Annotated in this window: 22 protein-coding genes; 17 read left to right on the plus strand and 5 right to left on the minus strand. The window is 34.4% G+C overall.

All coding sequences use genetic code 11. The annotated features are described in order from the left end of the window. Positions 1-10 precede the first annotated feature (10 nt). From ACGH80_RS03470 to ACGH80_RS03485, 4 genes are read right to left on the minus strand one after another with little or no spacing between them, the layout of a single operon-like run. Complete coding sequence (locus ACGH80_RS03470; RefSeq protein ID WP_296300293.1) at positions 11-448, minus strand: PTS sugar transporter subunit IIA; 438 nt, start codon at positions 446-448, stop codon at positions 11-13. 56 nt (positions 449-504) lie between these two features. Beyond that, positions 505-1,920 carry a PTS fructose transporter subunit IIC gene (locus ACGH80_RS03475; protein WP_411630539.1) on the minus strand — a complete coding sequence of 472 codons (1,416 nt, stop codon included), beginning with the start codon at positions 1,918-1,920 and terminating at the stop codon, positions 505-507. Between the two features lie 11 nt (positions 1,921-1,931). Continuing rightward, complete coding sequence (pfkB, locus tag ACGH80_RS03480; RefSeq protein WP_411630554.1) at positions 1,932-2,852, minus strand: 1-phosphofructokinase; 921 nt, start codon at positions 2,850-2,852, stop codon at positions 1,932-1,934. Positions 2,853-2,863: 11 nt separating this feature from the next. After that, the gene (locus ACGH80_RS03485; protein ID WP_034910211.1) at positions 2,864-3,718 is read right to left on the minus strand and encodes a tagatose bisphosphate family class II aldolase; all 855 of its coding nucleotides are present in this window, start codon (positions 3,716-3,718) and stop codon (positions 2,864-2,866) included. Between the two features lie 345 nt (positions 3,719-4,063). Between ACGH80_RS03485 and ACGH80_RS03490 the strand changes: the two genes are divergently transcribed. Next, positions 4,064-4,885 carry a DeoR/GlpR family DNA-binding transcription regulator gene (locus tag ACGH80_RS03490; protein ID WP_065590359.1) on the plus strand — a complete coding sequence of 274 codons (822 nt, stop codon included), beginning with the start codon at positions 4,064-4,066 and terminating at the stop codon, positions 4,883-4,885. A gap of 1 nt (position 4,886) precedes the next feature. Continuing rightward, the gene (locus ACGH80_RS03495) at positions 4,887-5,852 is read left to right on the plus strand and encodes a sugar kinase (RefSeq protein ID WP_411630540.1); all 966 of its coding nucleotides are present in this window, start codon (positions 4,887-4,889) and stop codon (positions 5,850-5,852) included. A 244-nt stretch (positions 5,853-6,096) separates the two neighbouring features. On the opposite strand, the gene hemW is transcribed toward ACGH80_RS03495, so the two are convergent. Beyond that, entirely contained in the window at positions 6,097-7,224 is a 1,128-nt protein-coding gene (hemW, locus tag ACGH80_RS03500; RefSeq protein ID WP_411630541.1) for a radical SAM family heme chaperone HemW, read from the minus strand. A gap of 180 nt (positions 7,225-7,404) precedes the next feature. Between hemW and ACGH80_RS03505 the strand changes: the two genes are divergently transcribed. From ACGH80_RS03505 to murC, 15 genes are all read left to right on the plus strand, one after another. Then, complete coding sequence (locus ACGH80_RS03505) at positions 7,405-8,277, plus strand: D-hexose-6-phosphate mutarotase (protein ID WP_411630542.1); 873 nt, start codon at positions 7,405-7,407, stop codon at positions 8,275-8,277. A 181-nt stretch (positions 8,278-8,458) separates the two neighbouring features. Continuing rightward, complete coding sequence (rplY, locus tag ACGH80_RS03510; RefSeq protein ID WP_034910200.1) at positions 8,459-8,743, plus strand: 50S ribosomal protein L25; 285 nt, start codon at positions 8,459-8,461, stop codon at positions 8,741-8,743. 181 nt (positions 8,744-8,924) lie between these two features. Then, on the plus strand, positions 8,925-10,385 hold the full coding sequence (zwf, locus tag ACGH80_RS03515; protein ID WP_296317162.1) for a glucose-6-phosphate dehydrogenase: 1,461 nt from the start codon (positions 8,925-8,927) through the stop codon (positions 10,383-10,385). Between the two features lie 13 nt (positions 10,386-10,398). Beyond that, a complete protein-coding gene (pgl, locus tag ACGH80_RS03520) occupies positions 10,399-11,097 on the plus strand; it encodes a 6-phosphogluconolactonase (RefSeq protein WP_174798742.1) in 699 nt (232 codons plus the stop codon). Between the two features lie 252 nt (positions 11,098-11,349). After that, entirely contained in the window at positions 11,350-11,796 is a 447-nt protein-coding gene (mraZ, locus tag ACGH80_RS03525; RefSeq protein WP_065590397.1) for a division/cell wall cluster transcriptional repressor MraZ, read from the plus strand. 15 nt (positions 11,797-11,811) lie between these two features. Further along, positions 11,812-12,747, plus strand: coding sequence for a 16S rRNA (cytosine(1402)-N(4))-methyltransferase RsmH (gene rsmH, locus ACGH80_RS03530; RefSeq protein WP_411630543.1), 936 nt, complete (start codon positions 11,812-11,814; stop codon positions 12,745-12,747). Further along, positions 12,740-13,120 carry a cell division protein FtsL gene (gene ftsL / locus ACGH80_RS03535; protein ID WP_085164936.1) on the plus strand — a complete coding sequence of 127 codons (381 nt, stop codon included), beginning with the start codon at positions 12,740-12,742 and terminating at the stop codon, positions 13,118-13,120. The genes rsmH and ftsL overlap by 8 nt, the downstream gene beginning before the upstream one ends. Continuing rightward, on the plus strand, positions 13,120-14,928 hold the full coding sequence (gene ftsI, locus ACGH80_RS03540) for a peptidoglycan glycosyltransferase FtsI (RefSeq protein ID WP_411630544.1): 1,809 nt from the start codon (positions 13,120-13,122) through the stop codon (positions 14,926-14,928). The genes ftsL and ftsI overlap by 1 nt, the downstream gene beginning before the upstream one ends. A 9-nt stretch (positions 14,929-14,937) precedes the next feature. Further along, positions 14,938-16,491 (plus strand): UDP-N-acetylmuramoyl-L-alanyl-D-glutamate--2,6-diaminopimelate ligase, encoded by a 1,554-nt coding sequence (murE, locus tag ACGH80_RS03545; protein WP_411630545.1) that lies wholly within the window; start codon positions 14,938-14,940, stop codon positions 16,489-16,491. Further along, positions 16,488-17,861 carry a UDP-N-acetylmuramoyl-tripeptide--D-alanyl-D-alanine ligase gene (gene murF, locus ACGH80_RS03550; protein ID WP_174798738.1) on the plus strand — a complete coding sequence of 458 codons (1,374 nt, stop codon included), beginning with the start codon at positions 16,488-16,490 and terminating at the stop codon, positions 17,859-17,861. The genes murE and murF overlap by 4 nt, the downstream gene beginning before the upstream one ends. A gap of 4 nt (positions 17,862-17,865) precedes the next feature. Then, the gene (mraY, locus tag ACGH80_RS03555; RefSeq protein WP_065560405.1) at positions 17,866-18,948 is read left to right on the plus strand and encodes a phospho-N-acetylmuramoyl-pentapeptide-transferase; all 1,083 of its coding nucleotides are present in this window, start codon (positions 17,866-17,868) and stop codon (positions 18,946-18,948) included. 22 nt (positions 18,949-18,970) lie between these two features. Next, positions 18,971-20,305: a UDP-N-acetylmuramoyl-L-alanine--D-glutamate ligase gene (gene murD, locus ACGH80_RS03560; RefSeq protein ID WP_065590393.1), complete on the plus strand. Its 1,335-nt coding sequence runs from the start codon at positions 18,971-18,973 to the stop codon at positions 20,303-20,305. Then, positions 20,302-21,453, plus strand: a complete 1,152-nt coding sequence (gene ftsW / locus ACGH80_RS03565; protein WP_081298061.1) for a cell division protein FtsW — start codon at positions 20,302-20,304, stop codon at positions 21,451-21,453. Before murD ends, ftsW begins: the two co-directional genes overlap by 4 nt. After that, positions 21,453-22,505 (plus strand): undecaprenyldiphospho-muramoylpentapeptide beta-N-acetylglucosaminyltransferase, encoded by a 1,053-nt coding sequence (murG, locus tag ACGH80_RS03570; RefSeq protein WP_065590392.1) that lies wholly within the window; start codon positions 21,453-21,455, stop codon positions 22,503-22,505. The genes ftsW and murG overlap by 1 nt, the downstream gene beginning before the upstream one ends. Before the next feature lie 160 nt (positions 22,506-22,665). Then, complete coding sequence (gene murC / locus ACGH80_RS03575) at positions 22,666-24,114, plus strand: UDP-N-acetylmuramate--L-alanine ligase (RefSeq protein WP_174798737.1); 1,449 nt, start codon at positions 22,666-22,668, stop codon at positions 24,112-24,114.

Raw genomic sequence — 24,114 nt, forward strand, 5'->3', positions numbered from 1 at the left:
TCAAGATCTTTTAATTACCTTGAAGAATTGCTAATAAATCCTCCGAAGCTTTAACTGCGTGAATTCGTGTTAGCGTATCTTCAGCAATCACAGCTCGGGTTAGTTGACGTAAAATATCTAAATGTTCATTGGTTTTTGCAGCAATACCAATGACAACATAAGCTATATTATTATCTTCGTCCCAATTGATTCCTTCAGGATAATATATGATTTTGATTCCAGTTTGGATAACGCTATCACGTTTTTCTGTTGTGCCGTGTGGAATGGCGATCCCGTTACCTAAAAAAGTTGAAATTTGGTTATCACGATCAAACATTGCTTGGGTATAGTCATCTTTGACTAACTTAGCTTGGATCATCTTTTCTGATACATGTTTAATTGCTTCTTTTTTAGAATAGGATCCAGTTACGATTGAAATATCATGTACTGTCAAATTTAATGTGCTCATTTCTATTCCTTACTAAAATGAATATACCGAAATAAATCGGTATATTTCTTGATTGATTAAACTGATTTTTTGGCAACTAATTGTCGATTTTGATGAATACGTACTAAACCTAATAAAATAGCGCCAACTAGTGCTCCTACGAAGATACAGCCTACCCATAAAAATGGTTTATTAACCAATGGTAGAACTAAAAATCCTCCATGTGGCGCTGGAACTTGAATTTGACATATGAATGTCAATACTGATGCAATTGCAGAAGATAACATCATAATTGGAATTACTCGCAAAGGATCCTTAGCCGCAAATGGGATTGCACCTTCTGTAATGTGTGTCGAACCTAAAACATAGTTAACAAGTCCAGCAGCACGTTCTTCTTCTGTGAAAGCTTTGCTGCGGAAAATAGTGGTAGAGAATGCAATAACAAAGGGTGGTACTATACAAGCAGCAGACACACCTGCCATGAAATAGAAATTTCCTTCACCTAACAACATAGTGCCAGTAACATACGCTGCTTTATTAACAGGACCACCAAAGTCAAACGAACACATTGCTCCAATAACAATACCGAGTAAAACAGGATTTGCAGATTGTAATGATTCAAGGAAAGATTTCATTCCATTATTAATACTTGCAATTGGACCACCAAGTAAAAACATACCTGCACCGATAACAAATACACCAATTAATGGCATAATAAAAATCGATTTAAGTCCTTCAAATGAACGAGGTAATCCATCTAATATTTTTTTGACATAAAGCATTAAATAGCCTGCTGCAAAGCCAGCTATAATTCCGCCTAAGAATCCTGCACCAGTAATGTTGGCAATTAAGCCACCAACAAAACCAGCCACCATACCAGGTTTTCCACCTATTGAATAGGCAATAAATCCAGTAAAGATTGGTACCATTATGCCAAATGCTTGCCCACCTATTTTCATTAACAATGCAGCAAATTCATTATATTGGGCATTATTAGGGTCGGCTGAATAGATTCCCCATAAAAATGATAAAGCAATTAGTACTCCACCAGCGACAACAAATGGTAGCATGTTTGACACACCACTCATTAAGTGTTTATAGATTTGGCGTCCAATCGATTCTTTTACTTCTACTTGGTTTGATGAAACTGTGTTATTAGTGCTATTTTGGGCGCCTTTACGAACAGGAACTGTACCTGACATAATTTTTTCGATTAGTGCTGCAGCCTTATGGATACCGTCTTTAACCGGTACTTCAAGCACGGGTAAACCATTAAAGCGATCTGGATTGACATCTTTATCTGCTGCAATAATAACGCCAATTGCATTGACAATATCAGCATCAGTAATGGCGTTATCAATACCACCAGCACCATTGGTTTCCACTTTTATTTCGGCTCCAGCCTTTTGGGCTGCTGATTTTAAGGCCTCTTCAGCCATATAAGTATGTGCGATACCGGTTGGGCAGCCTGTAACGGCTAATATTTTTTTCATAACAATCTCCTTTACTTGATTAGGGTAACTTCAAGTTGATCCATATAAATATTGATTTTATTTAGTAAACCTAATCCGTCTGATTCTGCAACGTTAGCGCCTGTTGCTGATGCCTTTTTTATGGCTTTTTCAATATGTTGTTGTTCAGGTAGCCATTCACTAAGAAAAGCTGCTAGTGACGCATCACCGGCACAAGCCGAGCTAATTAATTTGATTTTTACAGCATTGCAAAACCAAATATTTGTCCCATTAGAAAAGTAAAGCCCTTTAGCGCCCATGGTTAATAAAATATTTCTCGCTCCTTGCGCATGAATATTTTCTAGTGCAGCAATGACTTGTGGTTTTGTTTTCGTTTCAAAGCCAAAAATCTCTTTTACTTCATCATCATTAGGTTTAATTAATAGTGGTTTATAGGAGAGTAAATCACTTAATTTTGGGTGACTAATATCAAGGATAACTTGAATATTTTTTTTGTTGCATAAATTTAAAATAGCCTCGTAATATTCAGATTCAATATTATTTGGCAAGCTACCACTGATGACTAAATAACTATTGTTAACCAGTGATTCAATAATAGTTAGCATTTCTGTTTTTTTCTCATTAGGTATAAACGGACCTTTACTGACTAATTTATATTCGTTTTCATTATCATTGATAAAAACATTAATACGCGTGATATCATCAATAAAACAGGGTTTTGTCTTGACCTGTATTTTCGTTAGTTCATCAATAATATATTTACCAGAAAATCCACCAAAGAATCCTAATGCACAAGTGGGGCTATCAAATTTATGCAATACGATTGAAACATTGACTCCTTTGCCATTCGGGCTATATTCAGTATGAGAGGTTCGATTAACTGCATTAGGGGTAAGCCCTTGACAATGAATATTCATATCGATTGCAGTGTTAAGTGTTAATGTATAGATCATCATCTTGGCCTCTATAATTTGCCTGCACATCCACATGTTGTAATAATTTTTTTGACAATGTCTTTCATTGCTGCTTTTGCAGGTTTCATATAATGGCGGGGATCATTGGCATCGGGATGTTCAATAAAGTATTGTTTTAATGCATCTGAAAATGCAATTTTTAATTCTGTCGCAACATTTACTTTACAAATTCCACGCTTAATACACTCACGCACGTCTTTCTCTGGAACACCCGAAGCGCCATGTAATACGAGAGGAATATCAACCATTGAGCGAATTTCTGATAAACGATCAAAATCCAGTTTTGGCTCTGATTTATAAAGACCATGTGCTGTACCAATGGCGATAGCGAGGGAGTCAATTCCTGTTTTTTCAATAAAATCTAAAGCTTGTTTTGGATTAGTATATAAAGCATCTTTATCATTAACGATTAAATCATCTTCAACGCCACCAAGGCGACCTAATTCAGCTTCAACACTAACATCGTAACGGTGAGCATATTCAACTACTTGTTTGACAATGGCGATATTTTCTTCATATGGAAAATGGGATCCATCAATCATGACCGATCTTACTCCAGCATTAATTTTACTGGTGATATCGTTATATTCTTCGTGATGATCTAAATGGACAGCTAATGGTATGTTATGCTTTTTTGATAAAGCATTTGCTATAGCAAGTATATTTTCTGTTTCTGCATAACTGTATGTACCAGGTGTACCAGCCAAAATAACGGGCGATTGTAATTCTGTTGCTGTTTCAACAACGACCTGCATAGTTTCTAAGTTATGGATATTAAAGGCAGGCACAGCATAATGTTCTGTTTGAGCCTTTTTTAGCATGTTATTACTTGAAATAATAGTCATATAACTTCTCCTTAATAATCTAATTCACTTTGTATTATGCTAGTAACTTTTGTTTTGAAAATTATTTCCATTAATTATGATTTCAAAACGAAAGTTAAGCTAGTAATAATCGCGTGAGTTAGATCACAAAAATTAACATTACTTTTAAAACGAAATAAAAAAGATTGATAAATTTTCGTTTTGATAGTTAACATGTATATGTAAAACGCTGTGGGATAAAAAATGCTAATTATTAATGGTATGATTTATAAGATAAAATTCTAATCATAGTTTGATGTTGACCTAATATATGATTAATTCTATTATCACTATCCTTAATTTTTATCTATGGCGTAGGAAATAAAATTGGCTAGAGCATCTTCAGGTTTATTAAAACGACGATTACAAATTGCAGAAATTGTTCGTAAGCAAGGTGAAGTTAAAGTTGATGAATTATCTGAATTGCTTCAGGTCTCAAATGTGACTATTCGTCAAGATTTAACTTATTTAGAGCAGCAAGGATATTTAAAGCGTTCTTTTGGTGGTGCAATTTATGTTACCCCTGAAGGTGTGTTTAATCAGCTAAGTGTTAATACACCAAGTTATATACAAAGTAATAGTTGTGATATTGAATTAGTTAAAACCTGTTTAAGTTATATTAGTGATGGCGATATATTGTTTTTAAGCCATGGAAATTTGATAAGAAAGTTGATTCCGTTTTTACATTGCAAAAAATCATTAATACTTATTATGAATGACATTAGCAATGCACAATTAGCGAAAGAGTTTACCGATGCTGAAGTAGTGCTTGTTGGTGGAGCCGTACTGGAAGGGAATCTTTTGTTAGATAACAAAATGATCAATTTTATTTTGAACCAATTTTCTATATCGCATTTTGTTATCGAATTAAGTTCAATCAATACTGATAATCAATTGATTATTGAAAGTTTAGAACAGGTTAGAATTTATCAACAAATAATGAAAAAAGCAGCACATACAATTGGCATATTACCGCAACGTATTATTCATAATAATGATAATAGTATTGGAACTTTAGTTGATATTGATATGGTGATGTTATCGAGATCTGCTGTAACCGAGTATCATCAACAATTATTAGATGCTAATTTTGAGCAGCTTATTTCAAATAAATATTGTGTAACTTATCAAAACAAATTGGAGACATAATATGCGTTTTAAAATCTGCACGATAGGCGAACTGCTAGTTGAGTTTTTAGCAAAAGAACAAAATCAGCGTTTCGATCAAGCTGGGGAGTTTATCGGCCCTTTTGTTAGTGGCGCCCCTGCAATATTTGCAGATCAAGTTGCAAAATTAGGTTTTCCTGTTGTTTTTTTTAGTTGTGTAGGAAAAGATATTTTTGGAAAAATGTGCATCCACCGCCTTAAAAGTGATGGTGTCATTATTGATGGTATTACTCCACATAATAAGGCCAATACAGGTAGTGCGTTTGTTACTTATAAAGGTTCTAATGAAAGAGATTTTATTTTTAACATTCCAAATAGTGCATGTGGTTTACTTTCGTTTAACCATATTAATGAAAACTTATTAAGAGATTGTACTCATTTGCATGTAATGGGGTCATCGCTTTATTCATTTCGTGTGATTGATGCTATGAGAAAAGCATTGGATATCATCAAAAGTAAAGGTGGTACAATTTCATTTGATCCTAATCTACGCAAAGAAATGTTTGATATACCAGAAATGGAACAATCTTTCGATTATATTATGGAGTATACCGATATATTTTTACCTAGTGAAAACGAAGTTAGCTATTTTATTAACAATAATGAAAATGAACAACAAACCATGTTTAAGTTGCTTAAAAAAGGTATTAAACATATTGTGGTAAAAGGGGGGGCTAAAGGAGCTAAATATTATGGACTTGATGAACAAGGTCATTTACAAACACTTCATGTTGATGGATACAAGGTCAACTCGATAGATCCAACTGGTGCGGGAGATTGTTTCGGAGCAACATTTGTCAGTTTAATGTTAGCAGGTTACTCTGTTGAACAAGCTTTGCAATATGCTAATGCTAGTGGTGCTTTAGCCGTATCTAAAAAGGGTCCGATGGAAGGAACTTCTACATTAGCTGAACTAAAACATTTCCTTTTTCATACTTCAATTGAATAGTTATTAAAATTAATGTGATTATCGGAATTATAGGCAAAAAAAACCCAATAACAAAAGTTATTGGGAAAACATAAGGAATAGGAAAACAATGAAATAATGCATTGTCGAGACATAGTATGTACTTTTTTTTGAAGAAAGTCTGTAAAGATATGTGAATAATTGATTAAATAGTTCGTATCTATCATGTTAAATAAACGTAAAGGATAAGTTTTTTTAGATAAATATAGGTATTTCAAAATGTTATCTATAAAAACATCTCTAATAACGAATTCAAGAATAACTTGCCATGATCAGTTACCAACCAGTTTTGTTTATCCTCAATTAAATAGTTCTTTTCAATGGCAATCGCTATTTGTTTTTCAACTGAGTGTAAAGGTAAATAAGTCCGTTGTTCAAATTCATGTTTAGGTGTTGGTTCAAAAAGTCTAAAACGATTCATAAAAAATTCAAAAGGCAATTCCTCTTTTGGGACTGTATAATATTTATCTAAATAACGCCCCTCTAAAAACCCTTTTGGATGACGAGTTTTTATAGTGCGAATAATTTTCCCATCAGGTTGCGTTAATTTACCATGAGCGCCACATCCAATGCCTAAATAGTCTCCAAATCGCCAATAATTTAAATTATGTTGGCATTGTAATCCTTCTTTAGCATAAGCAGAGGTTTCATATTGTTGGTAACCATTTTCAGTTAATAATTGATGACCTTGTTGATAAATTTCCCAAAGTTTATCATCATCAGGTAAAACAGGTGGTTTTGAACCAAATAGCGTATTTGGCTCAATCGTTAATTGATACCAAGATAAATGCGGTGGTGCAATAGCAATGGCTTGTTTTAGGTCATATAGAGCATCATCAATGCTTTGATTTGGCAAACCATGCATTAAATCTAAATTAAAACTTCTTAAATTTAATGTTTTGGCAAGTTTTCCAGCTGTGATTGCTTCTTTGGGATCGTGTACCCGTCCTAATTTAACAAGTTTATCGGTTTGAAAACTTTGCACGCCAATTGATATTCGGTTTATACCCGCTTGTTGATAGCCATTAAATCTTTCTATATCAACAGAATTTGGGTTAGCTTCAATGGTGATTTCAGCATCCTTATGTATAGGGATGATCTTATTTATATTTGATAATAATTTATCAATCAACTCGGCTGAAAATAGACTAGGTGTACCTCCACCGATAAAGATTGAATGAATTGAGCGATTTGAACAGAAAATTGTATCGTTTTGTAGGTCTTTAAGTAAATGCTCTATATAAGATTCATAATTTGGCGTTTTTTTTATGGTATGTGAATTAAAATCGCAATAGGGACATTTTTGTACGCACCATGGCATATGAATATATAAACTTAATGGGATTTTATACATAAACGTAGTGTTACCTGAAACTTTTTGACAAAAACAATTAGAGTGCTGTTTCACTATTTATAGTGCTTTATTTTACTCCAATTCTTTAAAAAATGCTTTTGCATCTATTATGTTTTTATTATTAACTTAAAAAGTATACAATTATCAATAATTTGTTAAATTTATTATTTAGGAGTAAATATGAGTATATGTAAAGAGATTTTAGATAGTAGCTTATCAGGTGTATCCTTAAGCCCATCAATTAAACAATCAATTTATGGTGAACTGCCAATTTTAGTTATTAATCATAGCACTTGTTGTGCTGCTGTTGCATTACAAGGTGCACACTTATTATTTTGGCAACCATCTACTGAACAAACACCAGTTGTTTGGCTGAGTAACAAAACAAATTTTAAAAAAGGAGTAGCTATTCGAGGTGGAGTGCCTGTTTGTTGGCCTTGGTTTGGTCAGTTAGGCAATCCTTCTCATGGTTTTGCACGCATTGTCGAATGGACATTAGATTCATGTAAAGAGGACGAGCAAGGCGTTACCCTTGTTTTATCGCTCACTAATAATCCGCAGACAGAATCTTATTGTAGCAAACCTTTCTCGGTATCATTAAATCTTCATCTAGGTAAAACTTGTGAAGTTTCTTTAAGCTGCTCAGCAGACTTTGATGTAACTAGTGCTCTACATACTTATTTTGGAGTTGATAATATTGATAGTGTTGTAGTCAAAGGTTTAGGTGAAGCTTATCAAGAACGACTTGCTGCTGAAAACAAACCAGCGACTGTAGGCCAATTGACATTTAATCAAGAGGTCGATCGTATTTATACCAATGCAAGTAATCAAATCACTGTTACTGATGGCACTCGAACAATTCAATTAACCAATACTAATGTAAGTGATATTGTTACTTGGAATCCATGGATAAATAAAGCTAAATCAATGGGAGATTTTGGTGATGATGAGTATAAATCTATGGTTTGTGTCGAAGCAGGTTGTATCACAAAACCATTAAAGTTATTACCGAATAAAAAATCAACTTATGGTTTTAAAATAGAATTGATCTAAGTGTGCATATAATATTCCATATACGTAATCAATATTTTACTGATTTGTAATATGATTAATTGATTGCGTTTAGAGGGATAACACTTTATAATCTCCAACGCTTTTTAAAGTACTAGTTTGATAGCCAATTACTGGGTCGCCTGTAATTGGTTTCTATTTTAAATAATTAAGAGAAATTAATATGTTTACATTCAAAGCTGAAGTTAGAAAAGAGCATGGTAAGGGTGCGAGCCGCCGCCTGCGTCACGCTGGTAAATTCCCAGCCATTATTTATGGTGGAACTGAACCTGCAGTCTCTGTTGTGCTTGATCACAACCAAGTTTTTAATATGCAAGAAAAACCAGAATTTTATTCTGAAGTGTTAACTATTGAAGTTGACGGAAAAGCAGTTAAAGTAAAAGTGCAAGCAGTACAACGTCATGCATTTAAACCAAAATTAGTTCATATGGATTTTGTACGAGCATAATTTGCTTATTGGGAAATTACCCAATAACTTGTTTCAAGCAAAAGGTCACCCAGAGGTGGCCTTTTTGTTTTAGAGTAAACAAAGGATAATGCCTATTACTATGATTTATCCTATTAATCGGGTGTACACCAACCATTCAACATAATAGAATAATTACATTATACCATCGTAGGAGAAAACCATGTCTGATATCCCAGCTTGCGATTTAGTTATTTTTGGTGCTAAAGGGGATTTGACAAGACGTAAATTATTACCGTCTTTATATCAATTAGAAAAGTACGGAAAACTACCTGAACAAACAAAGATTTTAGGCGTAGGGCGCGCTGATTGGGATCATGCCGCTTATTGTGAGGTAGCAAAAGAAGCACTAATCTCGTTTATGCCAGAACCGTTAGACGATAATATTTGGCAACGATTTAGCCAACGATTGGACTTTCATAAGCTAGATGTTAATGATAGTGCTGGTTTTGAAGGATTGAAAAATAAACTTGATTTGAATCATCCAGCTATTTTCTATTTTGCAATGCACCCGGGTGCTTTTGGGACTATTTGTCAAGGTTTAGCTGCTGCAGGATTAAATCAATCGCAAAACCGCATTGTGATGGAAAAACCACTTGGAACAGATCTCAAGTCATCTCAAGAAATCAATGATTCAGTGGCTAAATTCTTTAGTGAGTCGCAAGTTTATCGTATTGATCATTACTTAGGTAAAGAATCAGTATTAAACCTATTAGCCTTACGATTTGCTAATACAGTGTTTGCATCATTTTGGGATCGTAATTCTATTGATCATGTTGAAATTACGGTAGCTGAACAAGTAGGTATTGAAGGCCGTTGGGGATATTTTGATAAAGCCGGTCAAATGCGTGATATGGTACAAAACCATTTATTACAAATATTAACCATGATTGCCATGTCCCCACCTGCTAATCTTGAAGATGATAGTTTGCGTAATGAAAAAATAGCAGTACTTAATGCGCTTAGACCAATTAACAAATCCAATATTCGTGAAAAAGTAGTTCGAGGGCAATATACAGCAGGTTTTGTTAATGGTGTTAATGTGCCAGGCTATTTAGAAGAAGATGGCGCAAACCCAAAAAGTAATACCGAAACATTTGTTGCAATTCGAGTTGATATTGATAACTGGCGCTGGGCAGGTGTTCCTTTTTATTTACGTACTGGTAAGCGCTTACCAAGTAAATGTTCTGAAGTTGTAGTTTATTTCAAACCATTACCGCTTAATTTATTTAGTGAATTTTATCCAGAATTGCCACAAAATAAATTGACGATTCGTTTACAACCTGATGAAGGTATGGATATTGAAATCCTAAATAAAGTACCAGGGTTAGATAGTAATCATAATTTACAAACCACTAAACTTGACTTAAGTTTCAGCGAAACTTTTCACCAACAAAGTGCTGATGCTTATGAGCGTTTATTACTTGAAGTTATGCGTGGTCGCCAAGCATTATTTGTTCATCGTGATGAAGTTGAAGCAGCATGGAAATGGGTTGATTCAATTATTAGTGCATGGGAAACAGAAAAAGAACCACCAAAAACTTATCAAGCCGGAACTTGGGGACCAGTCGCATCCGTTGCCTTAATCACTAAAGATGGGCATTCATGGCACGAATTTGAATAAAGGAAAAATAACTATGTTTACGTTAAATAAATATCAAAATAGTCAATTATTGATCGAAGATTTAACCTCACATATCGTCAATGAATTAAAACAGGCCATTGTACAAAAAGGACATGCTTCAATTGCGGTTTCTGGTGGTAAAACACCTATTCCATTATTTGTTTCACTAAGTAAACAAAATATAGAATGGAGCCGAGTTTTTATTACGTTGGTAGATGATAGATGGGTTAATGATACTGATGATGCTAGTAACGAAAAGTTAGTGAACACTTATCTATTACAAAATAATGCTAAATTGGCTAATTTTGTTGGTTTAAAAAACAGTTGTAATAATCCATTTGATGGTGCAGAAGTTACAGATAAACTTTTAGATAAAGTTCCGATGCCATTTGATGTAATTGTTTTAGGTATGGGAGAAGATGGGCATACTGCCTCATTATTCCCAGGCGCAGCTAATTTGGCTAACGGTTTAGATATGAAATCTGGACGGAAAGTTGTTGGTATGACACCATTAACAGCACCACTAGATCGTATTACATTAACATTGCCAGCTATTTTAAATAGCAAAAATATCTACCTACATTTAGTTGGTGAAAGCAAATTGTGTGTATTAGAACAAGCCGAAAAAAATAATGATGTTAATCAAATGCCTATTCGTGCTGTTTTGCAGCAGGATAAAGTTAATATAACTGGGTTTTGGACCGTATCTTAAATTTTCCTCATTTTTTTGCCGACTTACGTCGGCAAATCCCCCCTCCTTAATTTTCTTATACCAGCAATTTATTTTCTACATAAAAACCTAGAAGATGCTTTTAAATCATTTATAAATTAATTATTCAAATACCTATTAATTTATTAAATTTTGTGGTAAAAAGTGGGGTTAAGTGGTAAAAATGGGTGTTTTTATTAACATGTTGATTTTTATTAATTAAAATTTAAATAAATTATAAAGAAAAATACTTTTATGTTTAGTGGTGCAATTTCAATTAGTTTAGATAATAAAGGACGGTTAGCTATTCCTACTCGCTACCGTGAATCTTTATCTGAAGGTATGGTTTGCACAATTGGTTTATACGACCCATGCTTGACACTTTATTCAATGTCCGAATGGAAATGTATTGAACAGCAACTTGCAACATTATCAACCATTGTTGAAACTGAACGTAGAATAAAAAGATTGTTATTGGGGTATGCAACTGAGTGCCTAATGGATAATTCTGGACGAATTTTATTGTCACCTACATTGCGTACTTATGCAAAATTAGAAAAAAATATAATGTTTGTTGGTCAATCTAATAAATTTGAAATTTGGGATGAGGCAAGTTGGTATCAACAAATTAATGATGATATTACCGCATTATCAAGCGATATTGAAAACTTATCAGATAATTTGAAAAGTTTAACTATTTAATAAGAGTAAAGATTGATGGATTATCAACATACGACGGTTTTATTAAACGAAGCTGTAAATGCATTAAATATAAAAAAAGATGGCATTTATGTTGATGGTACCTTTGGACGAGGAGGCCATTCTCGTTTAATACTTGAACAACTAGGAGCACAAGGACGATTGATTGCTATTGATCGTGATGAGCGTGCAGAGCAATCTGCGTTACAGATAATAGATCCTCGATTTACTTTTATTCGTGGTGAGTTTTCAAATTTATATCAATATATTGAAGAGTTAGAATTATTGGGTGAAATTGATGGTGTCTTATTAGATCTAGGTGTTTCATCACCACAACTTGATGATCCTGACAGGGGATTCTCTTTTATGCGTGATGGACCTCTTGATATGCGTATGAATAATAGTAAAGGTTTAACTGCAAGTGAATGGTTACTTAGCAGTGATGAAGACGATATTTCATGGGTGTTAAAGGCATTTGGTGAAGAGAAATTTGCCAAACGTATTGCTCGATCGATTGTCGAGCAGAATAAAATTTCTCCGATTACTCGTACCTTAGAGTTGGCTAATTTAATTGAAAAAGCTACACCAAGAAAGGATAAAAATAAGCATCCAGCTACACGTAGTTTTCAGGCTATTCGTATTTATATTAATAGTGAATTGGAAGAAGTCGAGCAAGTGCTAAATAGTTGTTTATCAGTGCTTGCCAATCAAGGAAGATTAGCGGTTATTAGCTTTCATTCTTTAGAAGATAGGATTGTAAAACAATTTATTAGTAAACAGAGTAAAGGTCCAGATTTACCAACACGATTACCATTAACTGAACAACAAATTAAACAATATGGTAGTGCTAAATTAAAATCACTTGGCAAAATTAAACCAAATACTATTGAAATTAATAATAACCCGCGCTCCCGAAGCGCAATATTAAGGGTAGCAGAAAGGAAAAATGAATAACCAAGACAATGATTTTTTTCTAGATAAAACTTATATTGATAAAAATTTTCAAAAAAGACCGAGTAAAAGCTTGTTTGGTGTAATTATTGGGGATTTATTTAGGCATCAAAAAATTTCATTGTTATTACTTGTGATGATTATTATTTCTGCTGGTGCAGTATTAATAACAACGCAACAAATTCGTAAACAGTTATTTGAACGTGAGCAACTTTTATTAGAACAAGATGTGTTAGAAAGCGAATGGCGGAATTTAGTTATTGAAGAAAATGTACTTGCTGATCCAAAACGTGTCGAAGAGAAAGCTAAAAATCAATTAGGTATGTCTTATGTGACACAGCAAAATGAAACAGTCATTGTAATAAAGAGTAAATAATGAAACCTGCCACTAAATATAAAAAAAATAAAACTAAAACTAAAACTAAAACTAAAACTAAAACTAAAAAGGTTGCAAAAACAAATAAAAATAATAGGTTAAATGGTAAAAGACAGTTTTTTACACCGAATCGTTTTTATATTATATATGGACTTATTATTTTAGCGATTATTTGTCTTATGGCTCGAATGGCATTATTGCAAATTATTGAACCAGATAAACTGATTGCTGAAGGTAATAAGCGCTCACTTCGTCACCAAGAAATTGATGCACCAAGAGCCATGATCACCGATCGTAATGGGCGTGCGTTAGCAGTAAGTGTACCGATGTTTGATGTTTGGGCAGATCCTAAAATTGTTGTGCAAAAAGGTGGTGTTAAAGCTGATGATATTAGATGGCAAGGATTAGCACAAACGTTGAATATTCCAATGTCAACGCTAAAGCAAAAATTAAACAATCCATCAATGAGATTTGTTTATTTGTCTAAGCAAGTAACGCCAACAATATCTGACTATTTAAAAAAACTAAAGTTACCGGGGATATCGTTTGCTAAAACATCTAAACGTTATTACCCTGCGGCAGAAAATATAGCTCAATTAATTGGTTTAACAGATATTGATGCAAATGGTGCTGAGAAAGGTTCTGAAGGTATTGAAAAAAGCTTTAATAAATGGTTAATAGGTGAATCGGGGCAAAGAGTTGTAAGACGTGATCGAGTAGGTCGTGTTATTGAAGAATTAGAACGGACAGAAACAGAAACAGCATCAGATTTAATATTAAGTATAGATGAGCGTTTACAATCACTAGTTTATAGCGAACTTAGTCAAGCGGTTCAATTTAACAAAGCAGACAGTGGAACAGCTGTATTGGTTGATGTGCATAGTGGTGAGATTTTAGCGATGGCAACCAGCCCATCTTATAATCCAAATAATCGCTCATCAATTGATTATAATTTATTGAGAAATAGAGCTGTTACTGATGCGTTTGAACCAGGCTCTACGGTTAAACCGCTAGTTGTAATGGCTGCCTTAGAAAAGAAAATTGCTAACTTAAATACTATTATCGATACTAGACCTTTTTATGTTAATCGTTATGAAATTAAAGATGTGTCATATCAAAAAACGCTTAATTTGGCAGGTATCTTAGAAAAATCAAGTAATGTTGGAGTAAGTAAGCTAGCTTTACAAATGCAACAGGATGATCTTGTAGAATTCTATAGTCGATTTGGATTAGGTCAACCAACGGAATTAGGCTTAGGTGGTGAAGTTAGTGGTTCAATTGCAGCCGATAGAACCAGAAAATGGGCTGATATTGAGCGAGCAACATTTGCGTTTGGATATGGATTAACTGTTACCCCATTACAGCTAGCAAGAGCTTATGCAACTATCGGTAGTTATGGAATTTACCGACCTGTATCAATTTTAAAAGTCACAGAACCTGTTAAGGGTAAACGTGTAGTTTCTGAAAAAGATGCTAAAACAGTTGTTCAATTAATGGAGGCTGTAGCTGTTACTGGTGGAGGAACTAAAGCATCGGTTCCTGGTTATAGTGTTGGAGTTAAAACAGGAACAGCGAAAAAATTATCTGGTGGACGGTATGTTAATCAATATTTAGCTTATACCGCAGGTATCGCTCCAGCAACAGCACCAAAGTATTCACTTGTTGTTGTTATTGATAACCCTAAAGCGGGGCAATATTATGGTGGTTCGGTTTCTGCACCTGTTTTCAGTCGCATTATGGGCGGTGTGCTTAGAACGATGAATGTAAAACCTGATCGCCAAGTTGATGGGCAAATGATTATTTATTAGTAGGTGAAAATGCTAGCAACAAACTCGTTTAAAACATTATTGGAATTATTAGGTGGAAGATGTAATTTAAAATTAGATGATTTTCCACTTAATCATTTGCGTATAGATAGTCGCAAAGTAGGAAAAAACGATGTGTTTATCGCTATCAAAGGTCATACAGTTGATGGTCAATCATTTATTCCACAAGCTATTTCAATGGGTGCAGTTGTTATCTTAGTAGAAGCAAGTAGAAAATCAAATGACTTAAAAATTGACTATATTAGGCATGAAAATAAATCGATAATTCCACAAATTAGTGTTTTCCAACTTTCACAGCGTCTATCCTTGATTGCTAATGAGTTTTATCATTCTCCATCAAAAAAATTATCTGTTATTGGTGTGACAGGAACCAATGGGAAAACAACTGTTAGTCAGCTTATTGCCCAATGTTTAACATTATTGAATGAAAAAACAGCATTAATGGGAACTATTGGTAATGGAATTTATAATGAACTTGAGCCATCAGTTAATACAACGTTATCAGCAGTAGATGTGCAAACCTTATTAGCCGAATTTGTAGAGAAACAGGTCAAAGTTGTAACGATGGAAATTTCTTCACATGGGCTTGCTATGGACCGGGTTAAAGGGCTAAATTGCGCTGCTACTGTATTTACCAATTTAAGTCGAGATCATCTAGATTATCATAAGACAATGAGTAGATATGCAAAAGCAAAATGGTCGTTATTTAGTCCTGATGAAAAAGACAAACAAGTTTTAGCTGCGGGTAAATCAATTATTAATTATGATGACAAATATGGTAAAAGATGGATTGAAAAACTTCCACAAGTGACAGCTGTATCATGTCAAACAAAATCATTACGTCGACTCAAGGCGTTAAATATACCTTATGTTGGTGTATCAATGATCGAATATCATGATAAAGGTGCCCAAATTCATATGGAATCAAGTTGGGGAAATGCCATTATTATTAGCCGATTGCTAGGTGAATTTAATGTTTCTAATTTGTTATTAGCCATAGCTACACTTTTAACATTGAACTACCCATTTTTTGCTGTTGTTAATATGGCTTCTTTTTTGACTCCAATCTGTGGGCGAATGGAGGTTTTACATGTAAAAAATAGCCCAACGGTTATTGTTGATTATGCACATACTCCAGATGCGTTACAGAAAGCTTTGCAAGCTAGTCGAATTCATTGTAAAGGTTCTTTATGGGTGATTTTTGGATGTGGTGGCGATAGGGATACTGGAAAAAGACCTTTAATGGCTGAAATCGCAGAACAATTTGCCGATAAAATTGTTTTAACTAATGATAATCCACGCACTGAAGATGAAATGAAGATTATTCATGATATTCAACAAGGTTTACATCACACTGATAATGTACTCATAATTACCAATAGAGTGCAGGCTATTACGCAAACATTAAAGCAGGCTAAGCCTAATGATGTCATTTTAATTGCAGGTAAAGGGCATGAGGACTATCAAATAATTGGTAATACCAAATATCACTATTCAGATCAAGAAACAGTGAAAAAACTTCTAGGAGTAGAGAATCAATCATGATTCCATTAGAAATTGAGCAAATAAAAAAAATAGTTAATGGTGAATCTTATTACATTCAAGACGAAAGTGCTGTGATTGATACAATTTGCACTGATTCACGAAAAATAATAAAACAATCGCTATTCATCGCACTTGTTGGAAATAATTTTGATGGACATGCTTTTGCTGAACAATCTATTAAAGATGGTGCTATAGCCGTGATCGTCGATCATAAACTTGATAAGACCATACCACAGATTGTTGTTAAGGATACTCGCTTGGCTTTAGGGGTAATCGCTAATTTTATCCGGCAGCAAAGTACAGCTAAAATTGTTGCACTTACAGGTTCATCAGGTAAAACGTCAGTTAAAGAAATGACTGCGGCAATATTACTACACTGTGGACAGACCCTTTATACACAAGGCAATTTCAATAATGATATTGGGGTGCCATTAACACTGTTACGTTTAACTAAACAAGACCAGTTTGCAGTTATAGAATTAGGCGCTAATCATATCGGTGAAATAGCCTATACTACGAATATTGTCAAACCACAAAGCGCTTTAATCAATAATATTGCAGAAGCACATATAGAAGGTTTTGGAACACTTGAAGGTGTAGCAAAAGCTAAAGGCGAAATCTTTCAAGGATTGCTTGATGGTGGTATTGCTATTATTAATTTAGATAGTTGTTCTGATAAATGGTTTACTCAGTTAGTAAACAAAACAGTTTGGACTTTTTCGTTAACGAACCCTTCTGCTCAATTTTATGCTAGTAATATTCAACACGAAAAAAATACAACATTTACATTACATACACCTAAAGGTGAATGTGAGATTATGTTATCGCTAGTTGGGAAACATAATATTTCAAATGCGATCGCGGCATCAGCTTTAGCACTTTCTGTCGGAGCGACTTTGAATCAGATTCAACATGGCTTAGCCTCTTTAACGCCTGTAAAAGGCCGGTTATTTCCAATAAAATTAAATCAAACCCAATTAATTTGGGATGATACTTATAATGCTAATGTTGGATCGATGTCAGCGGCTGTCAAAGTTTTGGCAAAACAGCCCGGTTATCGGATTTTAGTTGTCGGTGATATGGGTGAGCTAGGGCCAGAAGCTGAAAAATATCATTGCCAAATAGGTGAGCTTGCTCATGATGAAAAAATTGATTGTGTAGTAAGTGTAGGCAAATTAAGTCAATTTATTAGCCAGTTTAGTGGTGTGGGTCACCATTTCAATAATAAACAAGATGCAGTGAATTATCTATTAATGCTGTTACGCCAACAACCAAATTTAACAATGTTAGTTAAAGGTTCGCGTAGTGCAAAAATGGAAGAAGTTATCGAAAAAATTCAAATTGAACAACTCAAAATGAGTCAGGATTAAGATTATGTTGCTTTGGATATCGGAATATTTAGTTAAACATTTTACCTTTTTTAATGTTATCTCTTATTTAACAGTAAGAGCTATTTTAGGTTTATTAACCTCGCTAGCAATTTCATTATTTTTGGGGCAAAAAGTCATTGACTGGCTGCAAAAATTACAGATTGGTCAAGTCATTCGCCATGATGGGCCTGAGTCTCATTTAAGTAAAAAAGGAACACCGACTATGGGGGGGACGCTAATTTTAGCCTCAATTTCCTTATCGGTATTGCTATGGGCAGATTTACGCAATCCTTATGTTTGGGTAACTTTGTTTGTTTTAATTGGTTATGGCATTGTTGGCTTTGCTGATGATTATTTAAAAGTAATTCGTAAAAATAGTGCTGGATTAATTGCTAGATGGAAATACTTTTGGCAATCGGTTATTGCATTAATTGTTGCTTTTGGTCTTTATGTTTATGGTAAAGATAGCACGGTAACAGTACTTGTTGTGCCATTTTTTAAAGATGTGATGCCTCAATTGGGACTATGGTTTATTTTATTAACTTATGTAGTTATAGTTGGGGCTGGTAATGCCGTTAATTTAACAGATGGACTTGATGGATTAGCAATTATGCCAACTGTTTTTGTAGCCGCTGGTTTTACGCTTGTAGCATGGGCTACAGGGAATGTCAATTTTGCTGCTTATTTGAATATTCCTTATATTAAATTCAGCGGAGAGTTGATGATTGTTTGTACTGCAATTATTGGAGCTGGACTTGGTTTTTTATGGTTTAACACATATCCGGCGATGGTTTTTATGGGAGATGTTGGATCGCTAGCTTTAGGTGGCGTGTTTGGAATTATTGCTGTTTTATTACGACAAGAATTTTTATTACTGATTATGGGGGGAATTTTTGTTATTGAAACTTTATCCGTAATTTTACAAGTAGGATCATTTAAATTACGAGGTAAAAGAATTTTCCGTATGGCACCAATTCATCATCACTATGAATTAAAGGGTTGGCCAGAACCGCGTGTTATTGTGCGGTTTTGGATAATTTCATTGATGTTAGTTGTAATAGGTTTATTAACTTTGAAATTACGTTAATAAAAGATATTAGGATCAAATCATGGTTAGCTATCAAGGAAAAAATGTCGTTATTATTGGTTTAGGTGTCACAGGACTTTCTTGTGTAGACTATTTTCTTGCTCAAAATGTTATACCTAAAGTTATTGATACTCGTAAGTCGCCATCAGGGATGGAACAATTAGACAAACGTGTTGCTTGCCATTTAGGGGAATTAAATGTTGATTGGTTGCTTGATGCTGATTTAATAATAGTCAGTCCAGGAATTGCTTTATCAACACCTGAACTACAACAGGCAGCTAAAAAAGGTATTGAAATTATTGGCGATATTGAACTATTTTGCCGTGAATTGAATCAACAAAACAGTAAACAAATTGTAGCCATTACAGGTGCAAATGGTAAAACTACAGTAACAACATTAGTTGGTGAAATTATTAAGTCGGCAGGTATTAAAGTCGCTATTGGTGGTAATATTGGGCAGCCAGCATTATCGTTATTGAATCAACATTACGATGTATATGTTCTTGAACTGTCTAGCTTTCAGCTAGAAACAACTCAGAGTTTAAAAGCTACAGTTGCAACAATCTTAAATATTTCAGAAGATCATATGGATCGTTATCCTCTTGGATTAATGCAATATGTTGAGGCCAAGCAACGTATTTATCATAATGCCAAGTATTGTGTAATTAACCATGATGATAAGTTAACCATTCCGACTGACCAACAAAAAAACTGCGTTTCATTTGGTGTAAATAAAGGGGATTATCATTTGGATTTCCACTTTGAACATTTGATTGCACAAGAGCAGCCAGTAGTAGCGACTAAAATAATGAAACTGGCGGGATGCCATAATTATCTTAATGCGTTAGCGGCTTTAGCTATAGTTGATAAACTGAAAATTTCACGGGAATCAAGTATAGCAACAATTATTTCATTTCATGGTCTAGCACATCGTTTTGAGTTAGTGTTGGAAAAAAATGGTGTGAAGTGGATTAATGATTCCAAAGCAACTAATGTAGGTAGTACAGAAGCAGCATTAAATAGCGTAGTTTGCAAAGGGAAATTATTTTTATTATTAGGTGGGGATGGAAAATCAGCGGATTTTTCGCCATTGATTCCTTTTTTTGAAAACAGAAATCTAGAAATTTTTTGTTTTGGGCGTGATCGTTTTATCCTTGCTAAGCTAGCACCTCATATAACAACTGTAACTGAAACATTGTCAGATGCAATGCAAGTTATTGCTCAAAAAGTTGAACCAAATGATGTGGTCTTGCTTTCTCCAGCATGCGCAAGCTTAGATCAGTTTAAGAATTATATTGAACGCGGAAAACAGTTTGCACAACTTGCTGAACAATATACTCAAAGGAGTACAAAATGACACTCTTTTGGTTAAAAAAACAGGTTAATCCCCACATACCATTTGACAACCAGCTACTTTGGACTGTGTTAGGTTTAATGATCTTCGGTTTGATCATGGTGACATCTTCTTCAATGGCATTTAATGAAAGCGATCCTTTCTTTTATACACAACGAGAACTTATTCAGTTAGGACTATCATTATTTTTAATGTTTATTACGTTTTATATTCCAATGCAACGTTGGCAACAGTTTGCTTCTGTTTTACTTATTATTGCTATTATTATGTTAATCGTTGTGTTAGGTATTGGTTCTTCGATTAATGGAGCATCTCGTTGGATACCTCTAGGAGTATTCAATTTTCAACCTGCAGAACTTTCAAAATTAGCGCTATTTTTATTCTTAGCTGGTTATTTATCACGTAAATCTGAAGAAGTACAAAGTGGCTTTTGGGGGTTTTTTAAACCAATGGTTGTTATGACTATACTTTCTATTTTGTTACTTAAACAACCAGATTTAGGTACTGTTATTGTTTTATTTATGGTCACTATTGGCATTTTATTTATTGCAGGTGCGCAATTGTGGCAATTTATTGCTATTTTGCTAACGGGAGTTGGCGCAGTAATTTGTTTGATTTTATATGAGTCTTACCGCTTAACACGACTGTTAACCTTTCTTGACCCTTGGCAAGATGCTACAGGTTCAGGTTATCAATTAGTTGCCTCATTAATGGCAATTGGTAATGGAGGCGTTACTGGACAAGGTATGGGAAATTCTGTACTGAAATTAGGTTATTTGCCAGAATGTCATACTGATTTCATTTTCTCAATTATATCAGAAGAGTATGGATATATAGGCGTAGTTGCTTTATTGTCATTACTTTTCTTTCTAACATTTAAGGCGCTTGCAATTGGTTATCGAGCACTGAATGAAAGTTCATTGTTCTCTGGTTATTTAGCTTGTGAAATTGGGATATGGTTTGGTTTTCAAACATTTGTAAATGTGGGTGTTACATCTGGAATGTTGCCTACTAAAGGATTAACACTACCATTTATTAGTTATGGTGGATCAAGTCTTATTGTGATGAGTATTGCAACAGCAATATTACTCCGAATTGATTTTGAATTTAGACAACAACAAGCCCAAGCAAGAATAAGGTTAATAAAATAATGAAAAAATTATTAGTTATGGCAGGAGGAACTGGGGGGCATGTTTTTCCAGGTATTGCTGTGGCGCAATATTTAATGAAGCAAGGCTGGCAGGTAAGATGGTTAGGAACTGCCGATCGAATGGAAGCACACTTAGTTCCTGAAAATGGTATTGATATTGATTTTATCGAAATATCAGGGCTACGAGGCAAAGGTGTTATGGCATTATTAAAAGCACCTTATAAAATTTTAAAAGCAGTTTTACAAGCTAGAAAAATTTTAAAAACTTATCGCCCTGATGTTGTTCTAGGTATGGGAGGATATGTTTCAGGCCCAGGGGGAATAGCAGCAAAAACACTTGGCATACCGGTTGTAGTACATGAACAAAATGGTATAGCAGGTTTAACCAACAAATATCTAGCTAAGATAGCGGTTAAAGTTTTACAAGCATTCCCTACTGCTTTTCCTAAGGCTGAAGTAGTTGGCAATCCTGTTCGTAGTGATCTTTTAACTGTAGCAAAACCTGAAGAAAGATTTAAAGATCGTGATGGGCCAATTAGAGTATTAGTCATGGGAGGCAGCCAAGGAGCTAAAGTTATTAATGATATTGTGCCTAAAGTGATAACAAAATTATCCGATAAATATATAGTATGGCATCAAACAGGTAAAGGAATGTTGAATTCCGTAATTCAGTCATACCAAAATTGCGATATGACCAATAACAAAGTGACTGAATTTATCCAAGATGTTGCAGATGCATACAATTGGGCAGATATTGTAATTTGTCGTAGCGGAGCATTAACCGTCAGTGAAATTGAAATAGTTGGTATTGGTGCTATTTTTATTCCATTTATGCATAAAGATCGTCAGCAATTTTGGAATGCAAAATCACTAGCAGATATAGGTGCTGCTAGTATTATAGAACAACCTGATTTCAGTGTTGAATCGCTATCCAATTTGTTATGTAATTTGAACCGTGACAAATTAATTGAAATGGCAATAAAAGCTAAAAGTTTATCTATTGTGAATTCCACAGAAAAAGTAGCAGAAGCCCTTTATTCGGTGATAAAATAATACTTTTCTGACATAAATTTATGTAATATTTTTGTCAAAATGTTTCAGGTTAGATATATGTTTGAGTCAATGATTCATTTGAGCAATAAAAAATAACGATGATAGATATGCTCAATGATGATATGTACTGTGAACTGTAAAATAATGTAGGAGTTAAATAGTGAATACAAAGGAATTAGCGAAGTTAAGAGCAATTATTCCTGAAATGAAGCGAGTTAAACATATTCACTTTGTGGGTATTGGTGGTGCTGGTATGGGGGGAATTGCTGAAGTTCTCGCTAATGAAGGATACCAAATTAGTGGATCAGATATTGCTGAAAATGCGGTTACTCAACATCTAGAAACATTAGGGGCAAAAATTGTTATTGGCCATGCGGCTGAAAATGTAATTAATTCTAGCGTTGTTGTTATATCCTCAGCTATTTCGCAAGATAACATTGAAGTAATTGCCGCTCGTGCGGCACGTATACCTGTTATTCAACGTGCTGAAATGTTAGCTGAATTAATGCGCTTTCGATATGGTATAGCAATTGCTGGTACTCATGGTAAAACTACAACTACCGCTATGGTTACCTCTATTTATGCTGAGGCGAAACTCGATCCAACTTTTGTTAATGGTGGTTTAGTTAAGGCGGCAGGAACACATGCTCAATTAGGTAGTAGCCGTTATTTTATTGCTGAGGCTGATGAAAGTGATGCTTCATTTCTTCATTTGCAACCGATGGTATCTATTGTAACAAATATAGAGCCTGACCATATGGACACTTATCAAGGTAGTGTTGATAATCTAAAACAAACATTTATTTCATTTTTACATAACCTTCCATTTTATGGTTTAGCTATTATGTGCTACGACGATCCTATTAATCGAGAATTACTACCGATTGTGGGACGTAAAATTATCACTTATGGATTTAGCGAAGAAGCTGATGTTGTCATTAAAAATTATCGTCAAGAACGAGGTGTAAGCTATTACACGGTTTGTCGTCCTGATCGCAAGGCTTTGCAGATTGAGTTAAATGCACCTGGTAAACATAATGCTTTAAACTCGGCGGCTGCGATAATTGCAGCAACAGAAGATGGTATTGATGATGAATCAATTATAAATGCATTAGCTAAATTTGCTGGTACTAGTCGGCGTTTTGATTTATTAGGTATATTCCCGCATGTTGATGGTGGCGATATAATGATGGTTGATGATTATGGTCATCATCCTAGCGAGGTTAATGCAACAATTCAAGCAGCAAGAAACGGCTGGCCTGAACGAAGATTGGTTATGTTATTCCAACCACATCGATACACGCGTACTCGGGATTTATTTGACGATTTCGCACAAGTGCTTTCTCAAGTCGATGCACTTGTTATGTTAGATGTCTATTCCGCAGGAGAGCAACCTATTGCGGGTGCAGATAGCCGTTCGTTATGCCGTTCTATCCGCAATCGTGGCAAAGTTGACCCAATTTATGTTTCGGATTTAGATTTGCTACCCGAAATAATGCAAGAAGTTTTACAAAGTGGTGATTTATTAATTACACAAGGTGCAGGTAGTGTTGGTCGTATAGCACGCCAATTAGCCAAAACTAAATTATCATCAGAAGAGGTTTTATAA

The organism is Gilliamella sp. BG1, from assembly GCF_046635625.1.
GTDB lineage: Bacteria > Pseudomonadota > Gammaproteobacteria > Enterobacterales > Orbaceae > Gilliamella > Gilliamella bombi.